The sequence below is a fragment of the Kitasatospora sp. NPDC097605 genome (assembly GCF_040302725.1).
Lineage (GTDB): Bacteria > Actinomycetota > Actinomycetes > Streptomycetales > Streptomycetaceae > Kitasatospora.
Genome location: NZ_JBEOSF010000021.1, coordinates 57,850 through 80,123 on the forward strand (window position 1 = coordinate 57,850; position 22,274 = coordinate 80,123).

At 76.3% G+C, this 22,274-nt stretch carries 1 protein-coding gene (running past one end of the window); it reads left to right on the top strand.

Going from position 1 to position 22,274, the window contains the following annotated elements:
• Positions 1-22,274 carry the 5' portion of an EndoU domain-containing protein gene (locus tag ABTX81_RS23595; RefSeq protein ID WP_350548868.1) on the top strand. It continues 8,623 nt past the right edge of the window, so the window shows 22,274 of its 30,897 coding nt (coding positions 1-22,274); its start codon is at positions 1-3; the stop codon falls past the right edge of the window.

A 22,274-nucleotide genomic window follows, 5' to 3' on the forward strand; every position in this document is an offset into this window, starting at 1 on the left:
GTGGCCCACTCCTCGATCGAGGTCAACGAATCGACCGCACGGTTCTTCACGATCATCACCGGCATGCCCTGGCCGGAGATCCGTGAGGGGGACCTGCGCGAGGTCCGGGACGCCTACGAGCAGCTGGCCAAGGAGATGCCCGAGCTGCGGGCGCTGATCGAGAAGGTCGCGGTCTCCTGCGCCCGGCAGTTCAAGGGCCAGGCCGCCACCTCGTTCGCCTACCAGATGAACTCGTTCATCGGCCGGACCGGCGGGGACGACTACGTGTCGGCGGCCGGCAAGACCGCCAAGGCGCTGGCGGACTGCGCCGGCGACGTGGCCAACACGGTCGAGTACACCAAGTGGATGGCCATCGCCCAGCTGGTGCAGCTGCTGGTCGAGATCGCGCTGGCGATCTTCTGGGCGCCGTTCAGCTTCGGCACCAGCCTGTCCGGACTGGTGCTCAAGAAGCTGCTCACCAAGGCCGCGCTGACGGCCCTGATGAAGTACCTGCTCAAGACCATCGCGATGCACACCTTCTCGGGCATCGTCGGCGGTCTGCTGATGGACGGCATCATCCAGAACCTCCAGATCGGCCAGGGCAACCGCAAGGAGATCGACAAGGAGTACACCAAGCAGGCGGTGCTGTTCGGTGTCATCGGCGGTGTCCTCGGCGGGCCGCTCGACCTGCTGGGCCTGGGCCTGGGCAAGCTGCTGGGCCGCCTGCTGGGCAAGAGCGGCGGCCGGCTGCTCGCGGACAAGCTCAGCGACTACCTGGTGGACGGCGAGCTGAAGAGCCTCAAGGGGACGCTGAAGACCGCCGCCGAGGCGGCCGCCAAGTCCGGCGAGAAGGGCTCGCTCGGCACGATCGGCAAGGAGACCTCCAAGGGCCTCGCCGACGAGGCCCTGAAGAAGGCGCAGGCCCGCGCCTTCGCCCGGGACCTCGGCAGCCTCATGGAGGCCTCCGCCGAGCAGCTCCAGGCGGGCTTCGGCAAGACCACCAAGGGCTCGCTCGGCGACACCTTCGTCAAGGAGATGGAGAAGACCTTCGTCAAGCACCTGGGCGAGCAGCTCGGGAAGAAGGAGGCCGCGGCGCTCGGCCGCGAGCTGGGCGAGAAGTTCGCCGAGAAGTGGGTGGGCAAGGCCCGGCAGACCGTCCCACTCAGGGGCGCGGCCAGCGAGGGCCTCACCGAGGCGCTGGACAGCGTCCTCACGCAGGACGTCGGGAAGGGCCTGACCGCCCACCAGGTCAGCGCGCTGGGCAAGCACCTGCCGGAGCTCGCCGACGGCCTGACGCAGGGCAACAAGATGTTCCAGCTCGGCCTGGGGCTCGGCAACTACATCCAGTCCGGCACCCAGAACGTGCTCAGCGAGGGCTTCTACAACCTCATCTTCGGCGAGAACCACGAGTTCACCGTCACCGCGGGCAGCTTCGTCGGCGGCATGATGACCGCGATGATGGGCCACGTCATGCACGTCGGCTCGGCGCCGCTGATGCACGGCTACGCCGACCTGGTCCAGCGGACCCAGTTCAAGGCCGTCGAGCAGGGGGCGTCCAAGTACTTCCCGCTCTACCACCCGATCAGCTTCGCCGCGCTCGCCAGCATGGCGTCCGGCAAGATCGTGCCGTTCCCGGTGCCCCGGATGGGACACCCCGAGGCCTTCGAGTTCGCCAGGAGCTTCCGCGTCAACTCGCTGGACGACGTCGCGAAGGGCCTGTCGCACGCCTCGGGCGTCGACATCAAGACCCCGGCGGCCGACCACGAGGTGGCCGAGTGGATGCAGCAACTGCTGCCTTACGTCGACTTCCTGGCGGACGAGCGCGCCCACGAGGCGGCCTTGAAGGAGGCGCTCGTCCGGACGGTCGGCCGCGACGGTGACGGCTACGCGGAAGGCCCGGCGGCCGGGGCGAGGGGCGGCGACGAGAACGCCCCCGCGACGCCGCCCAAGGTGCAGTCGGACGAGGACGCCCCGGCACTCGCCCCGCACCCGCGGCCGCAGGAGTCCGAGCAGCGGGCGCCGGAGCCCAAGCCGCAGGAGCAGAAGGCGCCGGAGCAGGGGCCCTCCGGGCGCAAGCCGGCCGAGATGTCCGGCCAGGAGGCGCCGGGGAAGAGCGCCCAGCCACGGAAGGGCGCGGTGCCGCCGGTGTCGACCGAGTCCTCCGGCGACGCGCTCACCGCCCCCCGCCGGCGCTCCGAGGGGTCCGGCGACCTCACCGCGGGCCGGCGCCCGGACGCCGCCACCAGCATGGCCCAGACCGCCGGCGAACGCCCGCGCCCGACCGTGGTCACCGCCTCCGACGGCGGTCACCCGCTGCCGGACCTCACCCAGACCCCGGCGCCGCCCGCCGCGCCGCCCGCCGCGCCGCGCCCGCCTGCGGGCACCGACGAGTCGGGCCGCCACGACGTCCAGGAGCCGGTCCCCCGCGGCCCGCGGCCGACCGAGAGCCTCGCCTCGCTCCTCGCCGGCCAGGAGAACCCCCGCAGCCGCCCGGTGGACGACCTCCTGGCACCGGCGCCCCGGCCGGAGGGCGAGGACGGCGGGGACGGCGGGGGCACCCCGTGGTCGACGCCGAACCCCCTGCTCCGCGAGGACCAGGCCGCCCCGCCCCAGCAGCCGCCCCGGCCCCGGCCCGTGGACGCCGACCAGCCGGCCCCGGTCCCGGCGGAGGTCCCCGTCCCCCCACCGGTGCAGCACGTGGCCCCGGCGCAGCCCCGCCCGGAGCCCGCCGCGGCCCCGGCGGGCCCCAACTCCCGCACCGAGCTGCGGCCGGACCCCGACACCCGGCGGGTCCGCCCGCCGGCCGGCCCCCGGGCGGAGGGCGAGGCGCCCCCGCCGCTGCGGTCGTACGAGGTGCGGCGCGGCCGCCTGCTCAACGGCGACCCGGTCACCGAACTCGTCCTGCGGGTGCGCCTGGACGCCTCGGACGTGCCGGCGGCCGACGCCGGGCGGGTCACCGCGCTGCGCGAGCGCGTCCACGAGTCCGTGGCCGGGGCCGGCTACAACGGCGGGCACCGGCTGCCCGACGGCAACCGCCTCCAGGTGCGGGTGGAGTTCGTGGACGCCCCCGGCGACGCGGACCACACGGTGCGGGTGCACCGCGGCACCGTCCGCCAGGACGAGGCCAACTGGGGGCTGCGGGCCGGCCGGGACGTCATCGGCCATGAGGTCGGGCGGGTGCTCGGCCTGCACGACGGGCCGCTCGAAGCGCACCGCGCCACCGGTGCGGAACGCACCGCCGACTGGCCCCGGCGCCTGCGCACGGTGGGCGCGACCGTCGACGAGGCCTTCGCCCCCGACCGCACCCCCGGCCAGGCACCCCCCGGCGCCCCCGACACCGCCGGAGCCCGGCCGCGGATCACCGACCAGGTCCGGGACACCTCGCTGCACGGCCCGGACGGCGAGCAGGGCACCGGCGGCTCGATGCTGCGCCCCTCCGTCGACCAGGCGTACTCCGGGCAGCTGCGCACCAACCCGAACGACACCGTGACCCTCCCGGCCCCGGCCGGCTCCGGCGGCGCGGACCGGACCTTCTTCCCCCGGCACTGGACGGCCGAGGACGTCCTCTACGCCGTCGAGCAGGCGCACCTGGACTCACGGCGCTACGGCACCGACGCGTCCTCGCCGCTCTGGACGGGCGAGTACGCGGGTGTGGTGATCACCGGCACCCAGCAGAACGGGGTGATCACCGGCTTCCGGCCGTACCACGGCCAGGGCGAGGAGGCCCCGCCGCCGTACGCCCCCCGGCGGCCCCTGCCGCCGCACCCCGTCGAGTCCGCCGTGCCGCCCGGGTTCGGCGACCGCCGCACGCTGCCGCCCCTGCAGCACCGGGTCGACCCGGCCGCGGGGGACCTGCACGGCGTCCGGACCGAGACGGTCGGGGCCCCGCACCCGAACGGCACCCGCCGGGCCCACACCTGGTACCTGGACCCGTCGGTCCCGCCGGACTCCCCGCTCGCCGACTTCCCCGGCCGCTGGCGCCGCGCCTCGGACGGCCCGGAGCCGCGGCTCTACCCCGAGCACTGGACCCGGCAGGGCGCGGCGGAGCGGGTGGAGCCCGCGCTGCTGGGCGGCCGGCCCCGCCGCGAGGTGCTGCTGGAGGACCGCCGCACCCGCCACGTCGTCACCGAGGTCGACGGCGTGTGGGTCGAGGGCCTGGTCCGCGACGGCCGGGTGCTGGTCCACCGGCCGACCGGGCAGCAGCCCGACTACACCGCCGGCTTCGTCCGCCGCTGGGACGACGCCCCCGTGCTGGCACACTCCGAGCCGGTGACCCGGCCGGTGGCGGAGGGCGGCCCCGAGGTGACGGCCCGGCGGGTGGTGTTCGCCACCGGGCAGGAGGGCATCGAGCTCACCGTCCGGCTGCACCTGACCCCCGGCGACGGCATGACCGGACCGGAGGCCGCCGCCCACCGGCGGCAGCTCCAGGAGGCCGCCGACCGGCTGGTCGCCGACCGGGACCCGTTCACGCCGGTGTCCCTGCGGATCGACTTCACCGACGAAGCGGTCGGGGCGTTCTCGAGCGTCCGGCTGCGGGCGGACCGGCCGGTCGCCCTGGAGGACCACCTGGGGCCGCTGCTGCGCAGCGTGGAGGCGCACGGCCTGGAGACCGCCGCGGCGATCCTCGCCCCGCCGCCGGGGGCCGCCCGGCACGCCCTGCCGCTGCCGGAGCCCGTCGCCGGCTCGCTGCGGGCCCCCGGCACCGACGACCCGTCGGCGCCGCCCGGCTCCACCGACCGGATGCGGAGCCATCTGGCGGTCGTGCGGGAGTCCTTCACCGACGCCGCCTGGGACCGGCCGGTCCTGGGCGTGCCGTCGGACTGGACCCCCGCGGACGCCCGCTACGCGGCCTTCCGGGTCCTGCTCGACGGCGCCCCGGACGCGCAGGGCCGGATCGAGGGCGAGTTCGCGGGCCGGGCCCTCACGCTGTTCACCGAGGACGGCCGGATCACCGGCTTCCGGGTCGCCACGCCCCACCCCGGCGACCTCCCGGCGCCGCCGCCCGGCACCCACCGGGTCCTCGCCACCGCGGAGGTCCGGCCGGCCGAGGACGCGTTCCGGCGCTCGCTCGCGGCCCGCCACCTGCGGTCCTTCGAGGCCACCCGGGTCGAGCTGCCCGGCGGGGACACCGAGACCGTGATCCGGATGCGGATCCACCTCGACACCTCGGAACTGTCGGGCCTGACGCCCTCCGAGCGGGAGTCGGGACTGCTCGGGATGCGTACCCGCGCCGCGAGCGGCGTCGACGAGCAGTTCAACCGGGGGCAGCGGCTGCCCAACGGCGACCTGCTGCGGTTCGAGGTCCACTTCGTGGACACCCCCGAGGAGGCGCACCACACCGTCGCCGTGCACCCGACGCACCCGCGGGCCAACGCGCTCAACTGGGACCTCGTGATCGACCGGACCACCCTCGCCCACGAGCTGGGCCACCTCCTGGGCCTGCCGGACGAGTACCGTGAGGCGGCGTACGGCCCCCGCCCCGTCCACCAGGACGGCTCCCTGATGGCCGGTCAGTACACCGACGACTTCGGCCGGTTCGTGGTCGACCAGGACGGCCCCGCCACCGTGACGGTCGCCCTGCACCCCGCGCAGGGCCTGCCGGCCCGCTACCTGCGCGAGCTCGGCTCCGCCGTCGACGAGGCCTTCGGGCCGGCCGGCGGGCCGGTCACCGCCGGCGGTCCGCCGCGGCGCGCGGCCTTCGGCGAGCACGCCCTGCGGACCTCGCTGGAGGGCGCGGGCGGCTCCGGGGGACACCTGTACCCCGCCCCGGGCACGGGCCGGACCCGGCCGCCGGGGACGGTGGGGCCGGACCACCCCAACGGCACCTTCCGGATCTCGCGCACCGAGCGGGTGCCGGTGCCGCACCTGGAGACGGCGGGCGGCCTCTTCCCCGGCCCCACCCACGAGACGCGCGCGACCGCGCGCACCATGTTCCCGCGGCACTGGACCTCCGACGAGGCCGCGTACGCGGCCGAGCAGGCGTACCACAGCGCCCGCCGCACCGGCCGGATCACCGAGCGGAACGGCACCTACCACTGGACCGGCGAGTACGCCGGGGTGCGCATCGAGGGCGAGGTGACGAACGGCGCGTTCACCGGCTTCCGGCCCGCCCACAACCAGGACCGGGTCCCCGTCCCGGCCTTCGAGCCGCCGAACCACGGCCTCCGGCAGTTCTCCGCGAACAGCGAGGACCACACCCGGTTCGGCGACCGCCGGACCCTCACCGGCGTCCACCGCCTGCCCTCGGCGGAGACCGCCCGCGCGCACGGCCTCGTCGTGGAGCGGCTGCACGAACCGCACGACAACGGCACCTACCGGGCCCAGGTCTGGTACCTCGACCCGCTGGTCGGCCCGGGGGCGCCGCTGTCCAACCTGGAGTCCCGCTGGTTCCGCCGCGCCGACGGCGCCGCCCACGTGATGTACCCGGACGCCTGGTCGCAGTCCGAGACCCTCAACGCCGTCCACCAGGCGTACCGGTCCCGGCACGAGACCCGGATCCTGCCCGACGGCACCGAGTCCTGGACCGGCCGGCACCAGGGCGTGGTGATCGAGGGCCTCACCCGCGACGGCGTCCACCTGGTCCACCGCCCGTCCGCCGACCAGCCGATCTCGCACTGGCGGCCGGAGGAGATCGTCCGGCAGTCCGCGCCCCGCCCGGTGGACTTCGGCGGCGGCTTCGGCGCCGTCGTGCGGCACGTCCGGTTCTCCGACGGCCAGAGCGGCCTGGGGATCATCACCCCCGTGCGGCTGCGCTTCGGGGCGGACATGTCGGCCCAGGACCGGGCCGACTACCGGGCGGCCTTCCAGCGCCGGGTCGACCAGGAGCTCGGGAACCTGCGCGACGCCGACGGCGCGCTGGTCCGGGTGGTCGTCGACCTGGTCGAGACCGCCCACCCGGCCGCTCCTCTGGTGGGCCGCGGCAGCATGCCGGGCCCGCGGACCCTGCTGCCCCACTTCATCGGCGACCACGCCCCGGTCGCCCAGGTCGTCGAGCACGCCCGCCGCACCGCCCCGGCCGAGAACTGGACGGGCGGCGGCCGCCCGCCCGCGTCGCCGCTGCGGGAGCACGGCACGCCGGGCACCGACGAGCGGCCCGCGACGGTCAGCCGGACCGCGACCCTCCACCCCGGCCTGGAGCGCGGCTTCGCGCTCCCGGACGGCTGGACCCCCGGCGACTCCCGGTTGCCCACCGGGTGGTCGCGCACGGACGCGCTCTCCTACCTCGCCGGCGCCGTCCGCACCGGCGTTCCGTTCACCCCCGACCGGCCGCCGCACCCGCCGGCGCCGGGCCGCACCGCGCACCTGGTCGAGCACCTGGGCGTGCGCCTGCGGCTGGAGCTCGACGCGCAGGGCCGGGTCGCCGCGGCCGAGGTGTTCGGCGACATCACCTTCCCGCCCCAGTTCAACCGGCCCGTGCCGGACGTCACCGGGCTGCCGGCCGCCCCCCGCCGCACCGGTGCGGACGAGCACGGCGACGCACGGCCGCCCGCGTTCGCGGACCGGACCGCCCCGGCGGCCGGCGACCGCGCCGACGAGCCGCGGCGCGCCCCGATGGCGCCGCAGGACGCGGGCGCGGCCGTGCCGCCGCCCGCCGCCGACACCGCGGCGCCGGCGAACGCCCCCGCCGCGCCGCCGGTCCGGCCGGGCCCGGACAACCCCTGGCACCCGGCCGATCCGGACGGGACGTTCCGGCCCGTGGCGCGCCGCCCGCCCGCCCCTGCGCCCGGCACCTGGCAGGAGGTGCTGCCCAACGGCACCGTCCGGATCCACCGGGCGACGCTGGACGGGAACGTCCAGCCGGGCGCGCCGGCCTCGGCGTTCCCGTCCCGCTGGAGCCGCTCCGTCCTCGACCCCGGGGCCGTCTACTACCCGAAGGGCTGGACCGCGACCCAGCTCCGCCACCACGTCACCACCGCGCTCGCCGACCCGGTCCTCCAGCGCGAGGCGAACGGCATCCGCTACAAGCTGGGCCGGTCCGGCGGCGTCTGGGTCGAGGGCATGTACCTGCCCGACGGCAGCTTCCTGGGCCACCGCCCGGACCCCTACCAGACGCTCCAGCACCCCCGCTACAGCGATCCGGCGACCCTGACGGCCGCTCGGGGCACCGAGGTGCGGCCTCCCGGCCTCGGTCCGGTCCGGGCCCGCCGCGACCTCATGTTCGACGGCTCCGAGAGCCTCCAGATCACCGTCCGGGTCAAGCTGGTGGGCGACGAGGACGCGCCGCTGCAGGACAAGCTCCGCACCCGGGCGGACCTGGACCGGTCGGTCAGGGAGTTCCTGGACGGCCCCCACGAAGGCGGCCCCCGCACGGGGGTCCGGCTGGAGTTCACCCAGGACGCCGACGCCGTCGAGGTCCGCGTCGTCCCCGGCCGGGACCTCACCGTCCAGCAGGTCGTGCCACGACTGCACGAGCGGGTCGTCGCCGACGGGCCGGCCGCGGTCCTGAGCGCGCTGCGGGAGCAGACGCCCGCGCCACCGGAGACCCTCTCCGGCGGCGCCGGGATGCTCGCCGGCCGGAAGGCGCTGTTCGACCCCGCCGTGTGGGACAGCCCGACCCTGGGCCGTCACCTGCCGAAGGAGTGGAGCGCCGACGAGGCCCGCTACGCCGCGAGCACGGTCATGGGCTCGGCCACCCGCGTCCCGGCCGGGCCGGTGCCGCCGGGCGGCACCACCGCGCCCGAGCTGCGCCACGGCGTCTTCGCCGGGGTGAAGCTGACGGTGCGGGTGGAGGACGGGCTCATCACCGACTTCTGGAGCCGGCCCGACCAGCGGATGCCGGACCAGCTGGCCAAGCCCGGCAACGACCCGGCCCAGGTGCTGGGGACCCGCCGGATCCGCGCGCCCAAGGACGCCCTGGAACGGACCATGGAGGAGCGGCTGCTGCAGCGCTTCTCGGTGAGCCGGATCAGGTTCGCCGACGGCGAGACCGAGTCGCTGGTGACCGTCCGGATCCACCTGGACACCAAGGCGCTGGACCTGAAGGACCAGGACACCGCGAAGCGCCTCAAGGACCTGGTCAAGCGGGCCAGGACCGGGGTCTCGGAGATCTACGACACCGGCCAGCGGCTGCCCGGCGGCGACCGGCTGCGGGGCCGGGTCGAGTTCGTCGACGACCCGGGCAGGGCCCACCACACCGTGGAGGTCCTTCCGAAGAAGGGCCGGGAGGACCACCGCACCTGGAACCTGGACACGACGGGCGTCGTGGTCGCCCATGAGCTCGGCCACCTGCTGGGCCTCGCGGACGAGTACCGCGAGCGCTCCGACGGCGCCAGGCCCCGCCCCGTCTACCTCGACGGCGGGCTGATGGGCTCCTACATCCGTGACACGTTCAACCGGCCCGTCGTCGACATGGACAACGTGCCGGGCGGCCCGGTCGCCCATCACCCCCAGCCGGTGCTGCGGGCGCGCAACCTGCGGCAGCTGGGCTCGGTGATCGACCAGGCCTTCGGCGCCGACCGGGGGCCCGGCGCGGAGAGCACCCACCCGCCGCGGCCCCGGATGAACGCCGAGGCCCTGCGCCTCGCCCTCCACGGGGACCTGAACCGGCACAGCCTGCGGCAGCCGGACGGCGGGCGCGACGGCGGCGGCCACCTCGTCCCGCCGCCCGGCTCCGACGATCCGCGGCCGACCCGGATCCCGGGCTCGGAGAACCGCAACGGCACCTTCCGGGTCCTCGGCGGCCCGGCCGACGGCCTGGACGCCGGCCACCGCTCGAACGCGGGTGACCTCGACACCTCGGCGGCCGTCCGGGCCCGCGGGCGCACCATGTTCCCGGAGCACTGGTCCGCCGACGACGCGGCGTACGCGGCCGAGCAGGCCTACCAGCACGCCCGCCGCCGCGGCGACGGGGCGTTCACCGAGGCCGGTCCGGACTCCTGGACCTGGACCGGCGAGTACGGCGGGGTGCGCATCGACGGGCGCCTGCAGGTCCGCACCGAGCAAGGGCCCCGCGGTCCGGTGCAGGTGGCGGAGATCGTCGGCTTCCGGCCGTCCGACGACCAGGGCGGGCTCGGCCCCGCCCCGCACCTGCCGTGGCACCCACAGCCCGACACCTTCGACCAGCGGGCCGCGGACGTGCTGCGCTACGGCGACCGGCTGACCCTCGGCGGTGTCCACCACCAGCCGCCGAACCTCACCGGCGAACCGGGCACGGTCGCCCGCGAGGCGAGGGTGGCCGGCGAGCGGTCGGGCATCAAGATCGGCCCGCCCTCCGCCCCCCACCCCAACGGCACCTACCGCGCCACCGTCTGGTACCTCGACCCGGCCGTCAACCCGGCGGCCCCGATGGCGCGGTTCGACTCGCGCTGGTTCAAGCGCGCCGACCACGCGGTCAACACGTTCTACCCGGCGCACTGGCGGCCGGTGCGGGTCCTCGACGCCGTCGACTCCGCCTACGCGGGCCGCGACAGGTCCGCCGACCGGGTCGTGAACGGCGCCGTCCACTGGACCGGCATCGGCGACGGCGTCCGGATCGAGGGCATCACCCGGGACGGCCGGCACGTCGCGCACCGCCCGGCGGACGAGCAGCCCGGCGTCGTCCGCAGGGCCGGCGCCCCGACCTCCCCGCCGCTGACCGAGCCCGGACCGCCCGGCACCGGTCGGCGCCCGGCCGTCGTCTCCGGCATGCCCCCCGGCGCGGTCCCCGCCGACGCCTTCGGCCCGAACCTGAGCAGCACGGCCGGCCGCGGCCTGCCCAGGGAGTGGACGGAACAGGAGCAGCGCCACGCCGTCCTGAGGGGCCGCAGGGTCGGCGACGACACGCCGCTCGACGGCGGCGGCACCCGCGGCACGGTGGTCTTCGCCGACGTCGAGATCACGGTGGTGCGGGACGCGGACGGCAAGGTCACCGACTTCTCGGTCGCGGACGGCCACACCCCGCCCGCCCAGCTCGACGTCCCGGTGCCCGAGCGCGGCACCCGCAGGCCGAAGGCCCCCGCCGGGACGGACCAGGCGCCGAGGGCGCCGTTCCACCCGGACGAGGAGGACGGCTCCGACACCTCCTCACAGCGCGACGGGGACGGGGACGAGGCCGGGGAGGCCGACGACGCGATGTCCGAGGTGTCCCGCGCGGACACGCTGGACCTCATCCTCGATGACGAGCCGATGGACTGGGACGGCACCTTCGGCGGGGGGTACCAGGCCGCAGCGCACATGGACCTCGACGAGCCCCTGCTGTCGCAGCCGCGCCCGGCCCACCAGGCGCCCGCGCCGGACCTGCGGTTCGCCGCGCTCCACCCCCCGGTCGAGGTCGGGGCGCCCGCCGACCCGGCGCGCCACAGCAGCGACTCCACCTTCCTGCGCCGCTTCCAGGTCACCCGCGGGGTCCTGGCGAACGGCGGCCCCGCCGCCGAGGTCCTGGTCCGGATCCACCTCGACACCGCCCCGGTGGCCAACACCCCGGGCCGGGACCTGGCCCTCCAGAACCTCCAGGAGCGCGCCCGGCAGGGCATCGACGAGTTCTACAACACCGGGCACCGGCTGCCGAACGGCGAGGTCCTGGTCGTGCGGGTCGAGTTCACCGACGACCCCGGCCGGGCGCACCACCGGGTCGAGGTGCTGGAGGGACCCATCCGCGAGGTCCACACCGTGTGGGCCCTGGACACCGAGCGCAGGGTCCTGGCCCACGAGTTCGGGCACCTGCTCGGCCTGCCCGACGAGTACCGGGAGCGGCGCGTGCGCCGGACGGAGGTGGACGCGAACGGCGACACCGTCGTCGTCGAGGAGGCCATCCACCCCCGGTTCGTGAGCGCCGACGCCAGCCTGATGGGCAGCAGCGTGCCGCACGGGGGGCGGGTCCGGCTCGACCAGGACGCCGGCGTCACCTCCGACGAGCCGGACCTGCCGGTCACGCTCGCACCGCGGAACCTGCGGGAACTGGGCCGGGCGATCGAGGACGCGCTCGGCCCGGTGCCGCCGGCACCGGTCGTCCACGATCTCCCGCGCCGGGCGTCCTTCGGCGAGGACGCCCTCCAGCGGTCGACCTTCGGGGACACCCGGAACCCGGGCGGGCACCTGCTGCCGCCGGCCGGCTCCGACCGCACGGCGCCCGGACGGGTGGTCCGGGTGGAGCGCAACGGCGTCGTGGTGGCCGACTTCTCCGCGGAGAGCGCCGCCACCCTGCCCCGGCCCCGGCGGCTGGACGGCGTCTCCGCGGCCGCCGACGACCTGATCGTCGCCGGGACCGGGCAGCGGCGGATGTTCCCGCGCACCTGGACCAGCGAGGACGCCGCGTACGCGGCCGAGCAGGCGTACCTGCACGCGCTCGGCACCGGGGACGTGGTGCCGCTCGGCGGCAGCCGCTACCGGTGGACCGGCGAGTACGCCGGGGTGCGGATCGAGGGCGAGGTACGTGCCGGGGAGTTCCTGTCGTTCCGCCCGTCGGACCGGCAGCCGGACGTCGACCCGCCGCTGAACGCCCCCCACCGGCCCGCGCCCGACGACCCGGGCCGCGGCTACGGGACGTTCGGCCAGCGGGCCGAGGACATCGCCCGCTACGGCGACCGCCAACACCTCACCGGCCTGCACCACGAACTGGACCTCGACCCGGTCAGCGCGTCGAGCGCGCTGCGGGCCCACGGCGCCAGGATCGTCGAGACCAGCCCGCCGATCCACAACGGCACCTACCGGGCCCGGGCCGCCTTCCTCGACCCGACCGTCGCGCCGACCTCCCCGCTGGCCGACTTCCCGACCCGCTGGCGCTTCCGCAGCACCGGCACGGGACGCACGATGTACCCGCGCACCTGGACGACCCGGGACGTGGTGGACGCCGTCGACCACGCGCATGACAGCGTCCCCGTCGAGCGGCGGGTGTACCGGGCGGACGGCCGGACGTACCACTGGGCGGGCGAGGCCTACGGCGTCCGCGTGGAGGGGCTCTCCCGCGACGGCGTCCACCTGGCCCACCGTCCGTCCGAGATCCAGCCCCTGGCCGAGTGGCAGCCGAGGCGGGTGGTCGGCGACTCCCCGGACACCCGGGTCTGGCTGGGCACCCAGCCGCTGTCCCTCGCCCGGGTGCTGTTCGACTCCGGCCAGGAGGGCCTGCGGATCACCGTGCCGGTGCGCACGGTGATCCAGGGCCAGGTGCCGGCCTATCTGCCCGGGCTCGCCCGGGCCGAGATGCAGCGCCGGGTGGACGAGTTCGTGCAGCAGCGGATGCGGGAGGCCGCCGGCCCCGACGGGATGCCGCCGCGGCTGGTCACCGTCCGGCTGGACTTCGACCCCCCGCACGGCGACGTCTTCTCCTCGATGGTCCTGCGCCCCGACAGCCTGTCGGGCGTCGAGTCCCTCCTCGGCCCGCTGGCCGTCGAGAACGGGCAGCACGTGTTCGCCGGGCGGGCCGAGCAGCTGAGCCCCCTGGCCACCCCGGTCGAGCAGCTGCTCGCCGTGCACGGAGGGCCGCGCGTCCCCACCGACCTGCGCGAGCCCGGCCCGCTGAGGCCGGGGGAGCAGGCACCCGCCGTGGTCCCGGGCTGGGACCAGCAGACCGTTCGGCGGCTGGCCGGCCTGGACGTGCGGTTCAGCGAGGAGGCCGCGGCCGCCGACCCGCGCGACCTGCCCGCCGACCGCAGCCTGCCCCACGAGTGGACCGCCCTCGACAGCCGCTGGGCCGCGCTGCGGGTCCTGGAGGACCACGAGAGCCGGCACGGCGCGACCGTCTCCGAGGTCGTCCGGGGCACCATCGGCGACGTCACGCTCGACGTCCACGTGGAGGACGCCCAGATCGTCCGGGTCACCGGTGTCGGCGACCAGCGGGACCTGCCGCAGCTGCACGTCCCGCCGTACGTCCCCGATCCCTCGGTCCAGCACCACACCCTCTCCCCGGCCGGCCCCCGCCCCGGCGCCTCCGCCTGGCAGCCCGCCGACCTCGACGGCACGGTGACCGGCGCCCCGCGCCGCCCGCCGGCCGCCGCGGACGGCCAGATGCGGACCACCCTGTCCAACGGCGCGGTCCGCCTGTTCTCCGTGCACCTCGAACAAGGGGTCGGGCAGGGCGCCCCGGCGACGCTGTTCCCCTCCCGCTGGCACCGGTCCGCGCTCGACCCCGGGACGGTGTACTACCCGGAGCACTGGAACGACGCCCAGCTCGCCGCGCACGTCGCCGCCGCGCTGGAGCACCCCGTCCACACCCGCCACGACGGCGACGGCTCGCGGACGGTGCTCGGCGAGTCCGCGGGCGTCTGGATCGAGGGCCGGTTCGGGCCCGACGGCACCCTCTACCACCACCGCCCGGCCCCGCACCAGGGCTTCGACAACCCGGACTACCGCGGCCCCGCCGAGGCGACGGCCCGCCGGGGCGAGGACGTGGACCTGGTCGGCCTCGGGCCGGTGCGGGTCCGGCGCGACCTCATGTTCGACGGCTCCGAGGTCCTGCGGGTCACCGCCCGGATCCGGCTGGTGGGCGGCGAGGACGCCACCGGTACCGGCCTCCGGCGTGCGGAGGCCGCGCTGCGGGCGTCCGCCGAGGAGTACCTCGACGGCCACCGGGCCGGCAGCGCCACCCGCCTGGAGCTCCGGCTCGAATTCACCCGGGACGCCGACGCCGCCGAGGTCCGGCTCGTGCCCGGGCAGGATCCCACCGTCCAGCAGGCCCTGCCCCGGCTGCACGAGGCCGCGGGCACGGACCGGCTGGCCGAGGTGCTGGCCTCCGAGCAGCAGCCGCAGGCGCCGGCCGCGCCGCGCACCGTGTCCGGCGAGGGGATGCTCGACGGCCGGCGGCGGTTCTTCACGGCCGACGCCTGGAACCACCCGAGCGAGGGCCGCAACCTGCCGCGCGAGTGGACCGCCGACGAGGCCCGCTACGCCGCCAGCGTGGTCGCGGGCTCCCCGCAGCGCGTCCTGGCCGGACCGGTGCCGCCCGGCGCCACCCACGCACCCGAACTGGTCCACGGCTCCTTCGGCGGGGTCCGGCTGACGGTGCGGATGGAGAACGGCCGGATCACCGACTTCTGGGGCCAGCCCGACCAGCGCATGCCGCAGCAGCTGACCCGGCGCGGGCCCGAGCCGTCCGAGGTGCTCGGCACCCACGAGGTCCGCCCGCCGACCGATGCCTTCGACCACGCCCTGGAGTCCCGCGAGTTCCAGCGGTTCTCGGTCACCCGGATCCGGCACGCCGACGGGGACACCGAGGCCGTGGTGACCCTCCGGCTGCACCTGGACACCAGCCGGCTGAACCTCTCCGACCCGCACGCCGTGCGCCGGCTCAACGACCTGGTCAACCGGGCCCGCGCCGGCCTGGCGGAGACCTACAACGGCGACCAGCGGCTGCCCAGCGGCGACCGGCTGCGGGTGCGGGCGGAGTTCGTGCACGACCCCGCCGACGCGCACCGCACCGTCACCGTCCACCCCGGCCCGATCCGGGTGAGCCACGAGCACTGGGACCTGCGGACCGAGGCGGTCGTCCTCGTCCACGAGATGGGCCACCACCTCGGGCTGCCGGACGAGTACCGCGAGAGCAGGTCCCGCCTGGACCGCCGCCGCCAGGTCCACCTCGACGGGGGGCTGATGAGCTCCCACATCCGCGACCGCTACGGCCGCACCGAGGTCGACACCAACTACCGGGCCTCCGTCCCGGGCGTCGTCGACGCCCGGCCCGTGCTGCGCGCGCGCAACCTGTGGCAGCTGGGCTCCGTGATCGACCGCGCCTTCGGCACCGACCGCGGCCCCGCCGGCGACGGCATCCACCCGCCCCGCCCCCGGGTGAACGGGGACGCCCGGCGCCTCGCGCTCTACGGCGACCTCAACGGCACCGGCCGGCAGCTGTCCGGCGGCGCCCGCGACGGCGGCGGCCACCTGGTCCCGCCGCCCGGCTCCGACCGGCCGCAGCCGGCCCGGATCCCGGGCTCGGAGAACCGCAACGGCACCTTCCGGGTCTTCGGCGGCCCGGCCGACGGCGTGGACGCCGGCCACCGCTCGAACGCGGGTGACCTCGACACGTCGGCGGCCGTCCGGGCCCGCGGGCGCACCATGTTCCCGGAGCACTGGTCCGCCGACGACGCCGTCTACGCGGCGGAGCAGGCCTACCAGCACGCGCTGCGCCGGGGCGGTGACGCGTTCACCGAGCTCGGCCAGAACTCCTGGAGGTGGACCGGCGAGTACGGCGGGGTGCGGATCGAGGGCCAGGTCGACGTCCTGGCCCGGCGCCGGCCCGGCGGGCGCCCGGTCGACTCCCCGGAGATCGTCTCCTTCCGCCCCGCCGACGACCAGAGCGGTCTGGGCACGGCCTCGCACCTGCCGTGGCACCCGTTCCCGGGCACCTTCGGCCAGCGGGTCGGGGACCTGGTGCGCTACGGCAACCGGCAGACCCTCACCGGCGTCCACCACCAGCCGCCCGAGCGGTCCTGGTCGGGCGACGGCAACGTCTCCCGGGTCGACCAGGCCGGCCAGCGCCAGGGCATCCGGATCGGCACGCCCTTCGCCGTCCACCCCAACGGGACCTACCGCGCGCAGGTCTGGTACCTCGACCCGGTGGTCACCCCGCGGGCCCCGATGGAGGCCTTCCCGTCCCGCTGGCACGTGCGCGCCGACGACCAGTCCCACATGTTCTACCCGCGGGACTGGCAGGCCGACCACGTCCTGGAGGCCGTCGAGGAGGCCCACCACAACCGCGACCGGGCCGGAGATCGCCGGGTGAACGGCGCCGTCCACTGGACCGGCGTCAGCAACGACGGCATCCGGATCGAGGGCATCACCCGGGACGGCCGGCACCTGATCCACCGTCCGACGGACGAGCAGCCCGGCACGGTCCTGCCGCCCGACGCGCCGCGGTCCGCCCCGCTCGCCGAGCCGACCGGCCCCGGCGCCGGCCGGCGCCCCGCCACCATCACCGCGATGTCCCTGAACCCGGTCCCGGCCGGCCACGTCAGCCCGGACCTGCGCGCCGACGCCGGCCGCGGCCTGCCCCGGGAGTGGACGGCGGAGGAGCGGCTCTTCGCGGCCGCCAACGGGCGGCGGGTGGGGGACGAGGAACTGGTCGGCGACGAGTTCCGGGCCCGGGTGCGGTTCGCCGACGTCGAGATCACGGTCCTGCGGGACGAGCAGTACCGGATCGTCGACTTCTCCCTCGCCGACGGGCACACCCCGCCACCGCAGCTGACCTTCCGCCCGCCCGAGCGCGGCACCGGCCAACCGGTCGTCCCGACGCCGAGCGAGCGGCTGTTCTCGCCGCAGGCCCCGCGGTCGGACGACGGTTCGCCGCCGCGGACGCCGGGCTACGACGAGAGCGCGTGGCCGACGACGCCGGGTGGTGACGACGGTTCGCTGCCGCGGACGCCGGGCTACGACGAGAGCGCGTGGCCGACGACGCCGGGTGGTGACGACGGTTCGCTGCCGCGCACGCCGGGCCACGACGAGAACGTCTGGCCGACGACGCCCGGCTTCGACGGCCGTCGCCTCGCCGACGACGACGAGGCGATGGACCTGCACCGGCAGTCCGAGGACGAGGAGATGGCCTACGGCCGGGACGCCGACGACATCGAGATGGAGTCGGTGCACGACGGCTCGGACACGCGGCCGGACGACGGTTCGGACGCCGGCTCGGACACCCGTGCCATGGACGTGGACGCCGTCCCGGCCCCCGGCCCGGACGGCGCGCCCCGCCCGGTGCGGCCGGCCCACGAGGCCCCGGCACCGGACCTGGCGATCGCCCGGGTCCTCCGGACGGTCGAGGTCGAGGCGCCCGCCGACCGGTCCCTGCACCCCAGCTCCGCCACCCGCCACCGCGCCTTCGAGGCCAACCGCGTCGTCCTGGTGGACGGCCGGCCGGCGGTCGAGGTCGTGGTCCGGGTCCACCTGGACACCTCCGGCCTGCCGGCCGGCGAGGACCACACCACGGCCCTGCGGCGCCTGCGCCGGCGCGCCCGGCGGGGCGTGGACGAGTACTACAACACCGGCCACCGCCTTCCCGACGGCGATGCCCTGGTGGTGCGGGTCGAGTTCACCGATGACCCCGACCGGGCGCACCACGAGGTCGAGGTCCGGACCCCCGCCCCGGGGGAGCGGATCCGTGAGCACTCCGGCCTCTGGGGCCTGGACACCGACCGGACCGTGCTGGCCCACGAGCTCGGCCACCTGCTCGGCCTGCCCGACGAGTACCGGGAGCGGCGCGTCCGGCTGGAGACGACCGACGAGGACGGCGACCGGGAGGTGGTGGAGGAGATCCGCCCCCGCGCCTCGCAGCTCGACGCCACCCTGATGGGCGGCACCCACGCCGGCAACGGCCGCGTCCGCTTCGACCAGGACGCCGGGATCATCCCCGACGACACCGACATCCGGTTCGCGCTCGCGCCTCGGCACCTGCGCGAGCTGGGCCGGGCGATCGAGGACGCCTTCGGCCCCGCGCCGGCGGCACCGGTCGTGCACGACCTCCCGCGCCGCGCCGCCTTCGGCCGTGACGCCCTGCAGACCTCCACCTTCGGCGACACCCGGAACCCGGGCGGCCACCTGCTGCCGCCGACGGGCTCCGACCGCACGGCGCCCGGGCGGGTGGTCCGGGTGGAGCGCAACGGCGTCGTGGTGGCCGACTTCTCCTCGGAGGCCGCCTCGACCCTGCCCCGGCCCCGGCGGCTGGACAGCGCCTCCGCGGCGGCCGACGACCTGATCGTCCCCGGGACCGGCCGGCGCCGGATGTTCCCACGCAACTGGACCAGCGAGGACGCGGTGTACGCGGCCGAGCAGGCGTACCTGCACGCCCTGGGCAGCAACGACGTCGTCCACCTCGGAGGCGGCCGCCACCGCTGGACCGGCGAGTACGCCGGGGTCCGGATCGAGGGCGAGGTGCACGCCGGGGAGTTCCTGTCGTTCCGCCCCAGCGACCGGCAGCCGGACGTCGACCCGCCCCGGAACGCCCCCCACCGCCCGTCCCCCGACGACCCCGCCCGGGCCTACGGGACGTTCGGCCAGCGCGCCGAGGACGTCGCCCGCTACGGCGACCGCCAGCACCTCACCGGCCTGCACCACGAGCTCGACCTGCGGCCCTCCGAGCGGGAGAGCGCGCTGCGGGCCCACGGCGCCCGGGTCGTCGAGACCGAGCCCCCGGCCCACAACGGCACCTACCGGGCCCGGGTGGCCTTCCTCGACCCGACCGTCGCGCCGACCTCCCCGCTTGCCGACTTCCCGACCCGCTGGCGGGTCCGGGACGACGACGACGGCCTGCGCACCATGTACCCGCGGAGCTGGTCCTCCGCGGACCTGCTGAACCGCGTCGACGAGGCGCACGACGGCGTCCCGGACGAGCGCCGGGTGTACCTGGAGGACGGCCGGACCTACTACTGGGCGGGCGAGGCCGACGGCGTCCGCATCGAGGGGCTCTCCCGCGACGGCGCCCACCTGGCCCACCGCCCGACCGCCGACCAGCCCGCGCCGCCCCTGCGGGCCTGGGACGACCTCCGGGCGCGGCACACCACCCGGGGCGCCGACGTCGAACTGGACGGCCGCACGGTCACCGTCTCCCGGGTGCTGTTCGACTCCGGGCAGCTGGGCCTGGAGGTCACCCTCCCCGTCAACGTGACCGTCGACGGCCACCTGACCGCCGCCGAACGGCGCGCCGCCACCGGCGAACTCCAGCGCCGGGTGGACGCCTACGTCCGGGAGCGGGTGCGGGAGACCGCGGACGCCGACGGGCTGCCGGAGGCGCTGGTCACCGTCCGCCTCGACTTCCACGAGGACCACCCGGACCCCTACGCCCGGGTGATCGTCGACCGGGACTCCCTGCCGGAGCCCGCCGACCTGCTGGTGGTCGACACCGCGGAGAGCCTGCGCCTGCTCCTCGGCCCGCTCGCCCACCACGACGGCCTGGACGTCTTCAACGAGACGGCCTCCCGCCTGGAGGAGTCCGCCCCCACCCGGGTGGACGTGCTCACGGACCTGCACGCCGCGGAGGGCGCCCCGGGCGTCCCCGCCGACCTGCGCGAACCCGGCCCGCCGCGGCCGGGCGAGCAGGCGCCCGCCGTCACCGCCGGCACGGACCGGCAGACCCAGCGGGCCGTCGACGCCATGGACTTCCGGTTCACCCGGGACGCGCTGGACCTGGACCCGCACGGCCTGCCCGCCGGCCAGAGCCTGCCCCGCGAATGGACCGCCCGCGACGCCCGCTGGGCCGTGACCCGGCTGCTCGACCGCAACGGGGTCGGCCCGCGGGACACCGCCGTCGTCTACGACGAGTTCCACGGCGTCCTCCTGGAGATCGAGGTCGTCGACGGCCGGATCACCTCCTACCGGGGCATCGGCGACCAGCGGGACCTCCCGCAGCTCCACGTACCGCCGCTCGCGCCGGCCGCCGCACCGTCCCACACCTCCGGTCCCGGCCACGCCCCCGTGCCGCACCTGGCGCCCGAGGACCGGCACCCCCTGCTGGACGCCGTCGCGGACGCCGCGCCCGAACTGTCCGCCGCCCTGCTGGTCCACCACGGACTCCCGGCGACCGCCGGGCGGCCGGAACTGCTGCGCCTGATGGCCGTCGAGGTGGCCGAGTACCTCCAGCGGACCCGGGCCGAGGACCTGCCCGCCGAGGCGCTCACCGCCTTCCGCCCCCACCGGCCGCCGAGCCTGGACACCGCCCAGGAGATCCGCGCCCTGCGGCACGTCCTGGCGGCCTCGGACGGCACCCACGACGCGGGGCTCGGCGACGCGCTCGCCCCGTTGCTGGCCCACGCCCTGCACGTGCGGCTGGAGGTGACCGACCAGCACGGCACCACCCGCCACGGCCCGGACAGCGAGACCGTCGTCAGGATCGCCGACGAGGGCGCGGAGCGCCGCGGCGCCGAGGACGACGACACCGAGATGCCGTCCGACCGGGAGTCCTCGCCGGCCCGGACCGACCACGGCGACGACCTCACCATGCTGGTGGACCCCGCCGAGACCGAGCTCTCCCGGATCACCGCGGCGCGCGAGGTCCGGGCCCCGGTCGACGCCTTCCGGCGCTCGGTCTCCGCCTCCTTCCTGCGCGGGTACGAGGTGCGGCGCGGCTACCTGGAGAACGGCGACCCCGCCACCGAGATCGTGGTGCGCATCCACATCCGCCGCGAGCCGGCCGAGGCGGGCATCGAGGAGGGCTACGGCTACGACGCCCCCGTGGAGCGGTTCACCGACGACCAGATCGGGGAGGTCATCGACCGGACCTGGGACGGCGTCAACGCGGCCTACAACACCGGCCACCGGCTGCCCGACGGCAGCGTGCTGCGGGTGCGGCCCGAGTTCGTCGACCGCTCGGCCGACGTGAACCACCACGTCCACATCGTCGACCTCTTCAGCACCAGGCTCCACGAGGACAACGAGACCTGGTCCCTGGAGTCGACCCCGGACACCCTCGCCCACGAGATCGGCCACCTGCTCGGCCTGGACGACGAGTACCGCCGCTACCAGAACCGCCACACCATCTACACCGACGGCACCATCATGTCCTCCGACCGGGTGGAGCACGGCCGGATCAGCGCCGACCAGCTCGCCGGCATCGGCGGCCGTCAGATCGACAGCGTGCCCACCCTCGCCCCGCGCAGCCTGCACGAACTGGGCTCCGCCATCGACGAGGTGTTCGGCACCCAGCACTCCCGGCTCGCGCCCCACCTCACCCCCGACGGCCGCGCGCTCCCGCCCAGGGCCTCCTTCGGCGAGGACGCCCGGCAGGCCTCGCTCTACGGCGACCGCCGCACCGGGATCGGCCACCTGCTCCCGCCGGCCGGCTCGGACCGGCGCCGGCCGTCGGGCATCGTCGAGCAGCACGCCAACGGCGTCCTGCACGTCGAGTACGAGGCCGCCCGGCCCGGCCGGGGCCGCCGCGCCGTCGGCGTCGACACCGAGAGCGCCGCCGGAGACCTGCTCACCACCGACACCGCCCAGCGGCGCCGGCTCTTCCCCCGGAACTGGACCGAGGACGACGCGGTCTACGCCGCCGAGCAGGCCTACCTCGACGCGCTGCGCCACAACGCGGTGGCCCCGGCCGGTGGCGGCCGGCACCGCTGGACCGGCGAGTACGCCGGCGTGCGGATCGAGGGCGAGGTCCACGGCGACACGTTCCTCTCCTTCCGCCCCGCCGACACCCAGCCGGCGTCGCAGGAGTCCCCGGCCCCGCCGCAGCCGACCCGACCCCGGCGGACGGCCGTGCCCTGGGACGGCCTGGCCGACCTCGGCCCGCTGCCGCCGCGCGACCCGGACCTCGAGTACGCCCCCTCGCGGCCGGAGAGCCTCCTGCGGTACGGGCAGCGGGCCCAGGACGTCTCCCGCTACGGCGACCGGCAGTTCTTCACCGGCCTCCACCAGGAGTTCGTCCCGCGCTCCGGCCTGGACCTCGCCACCTGGCACCG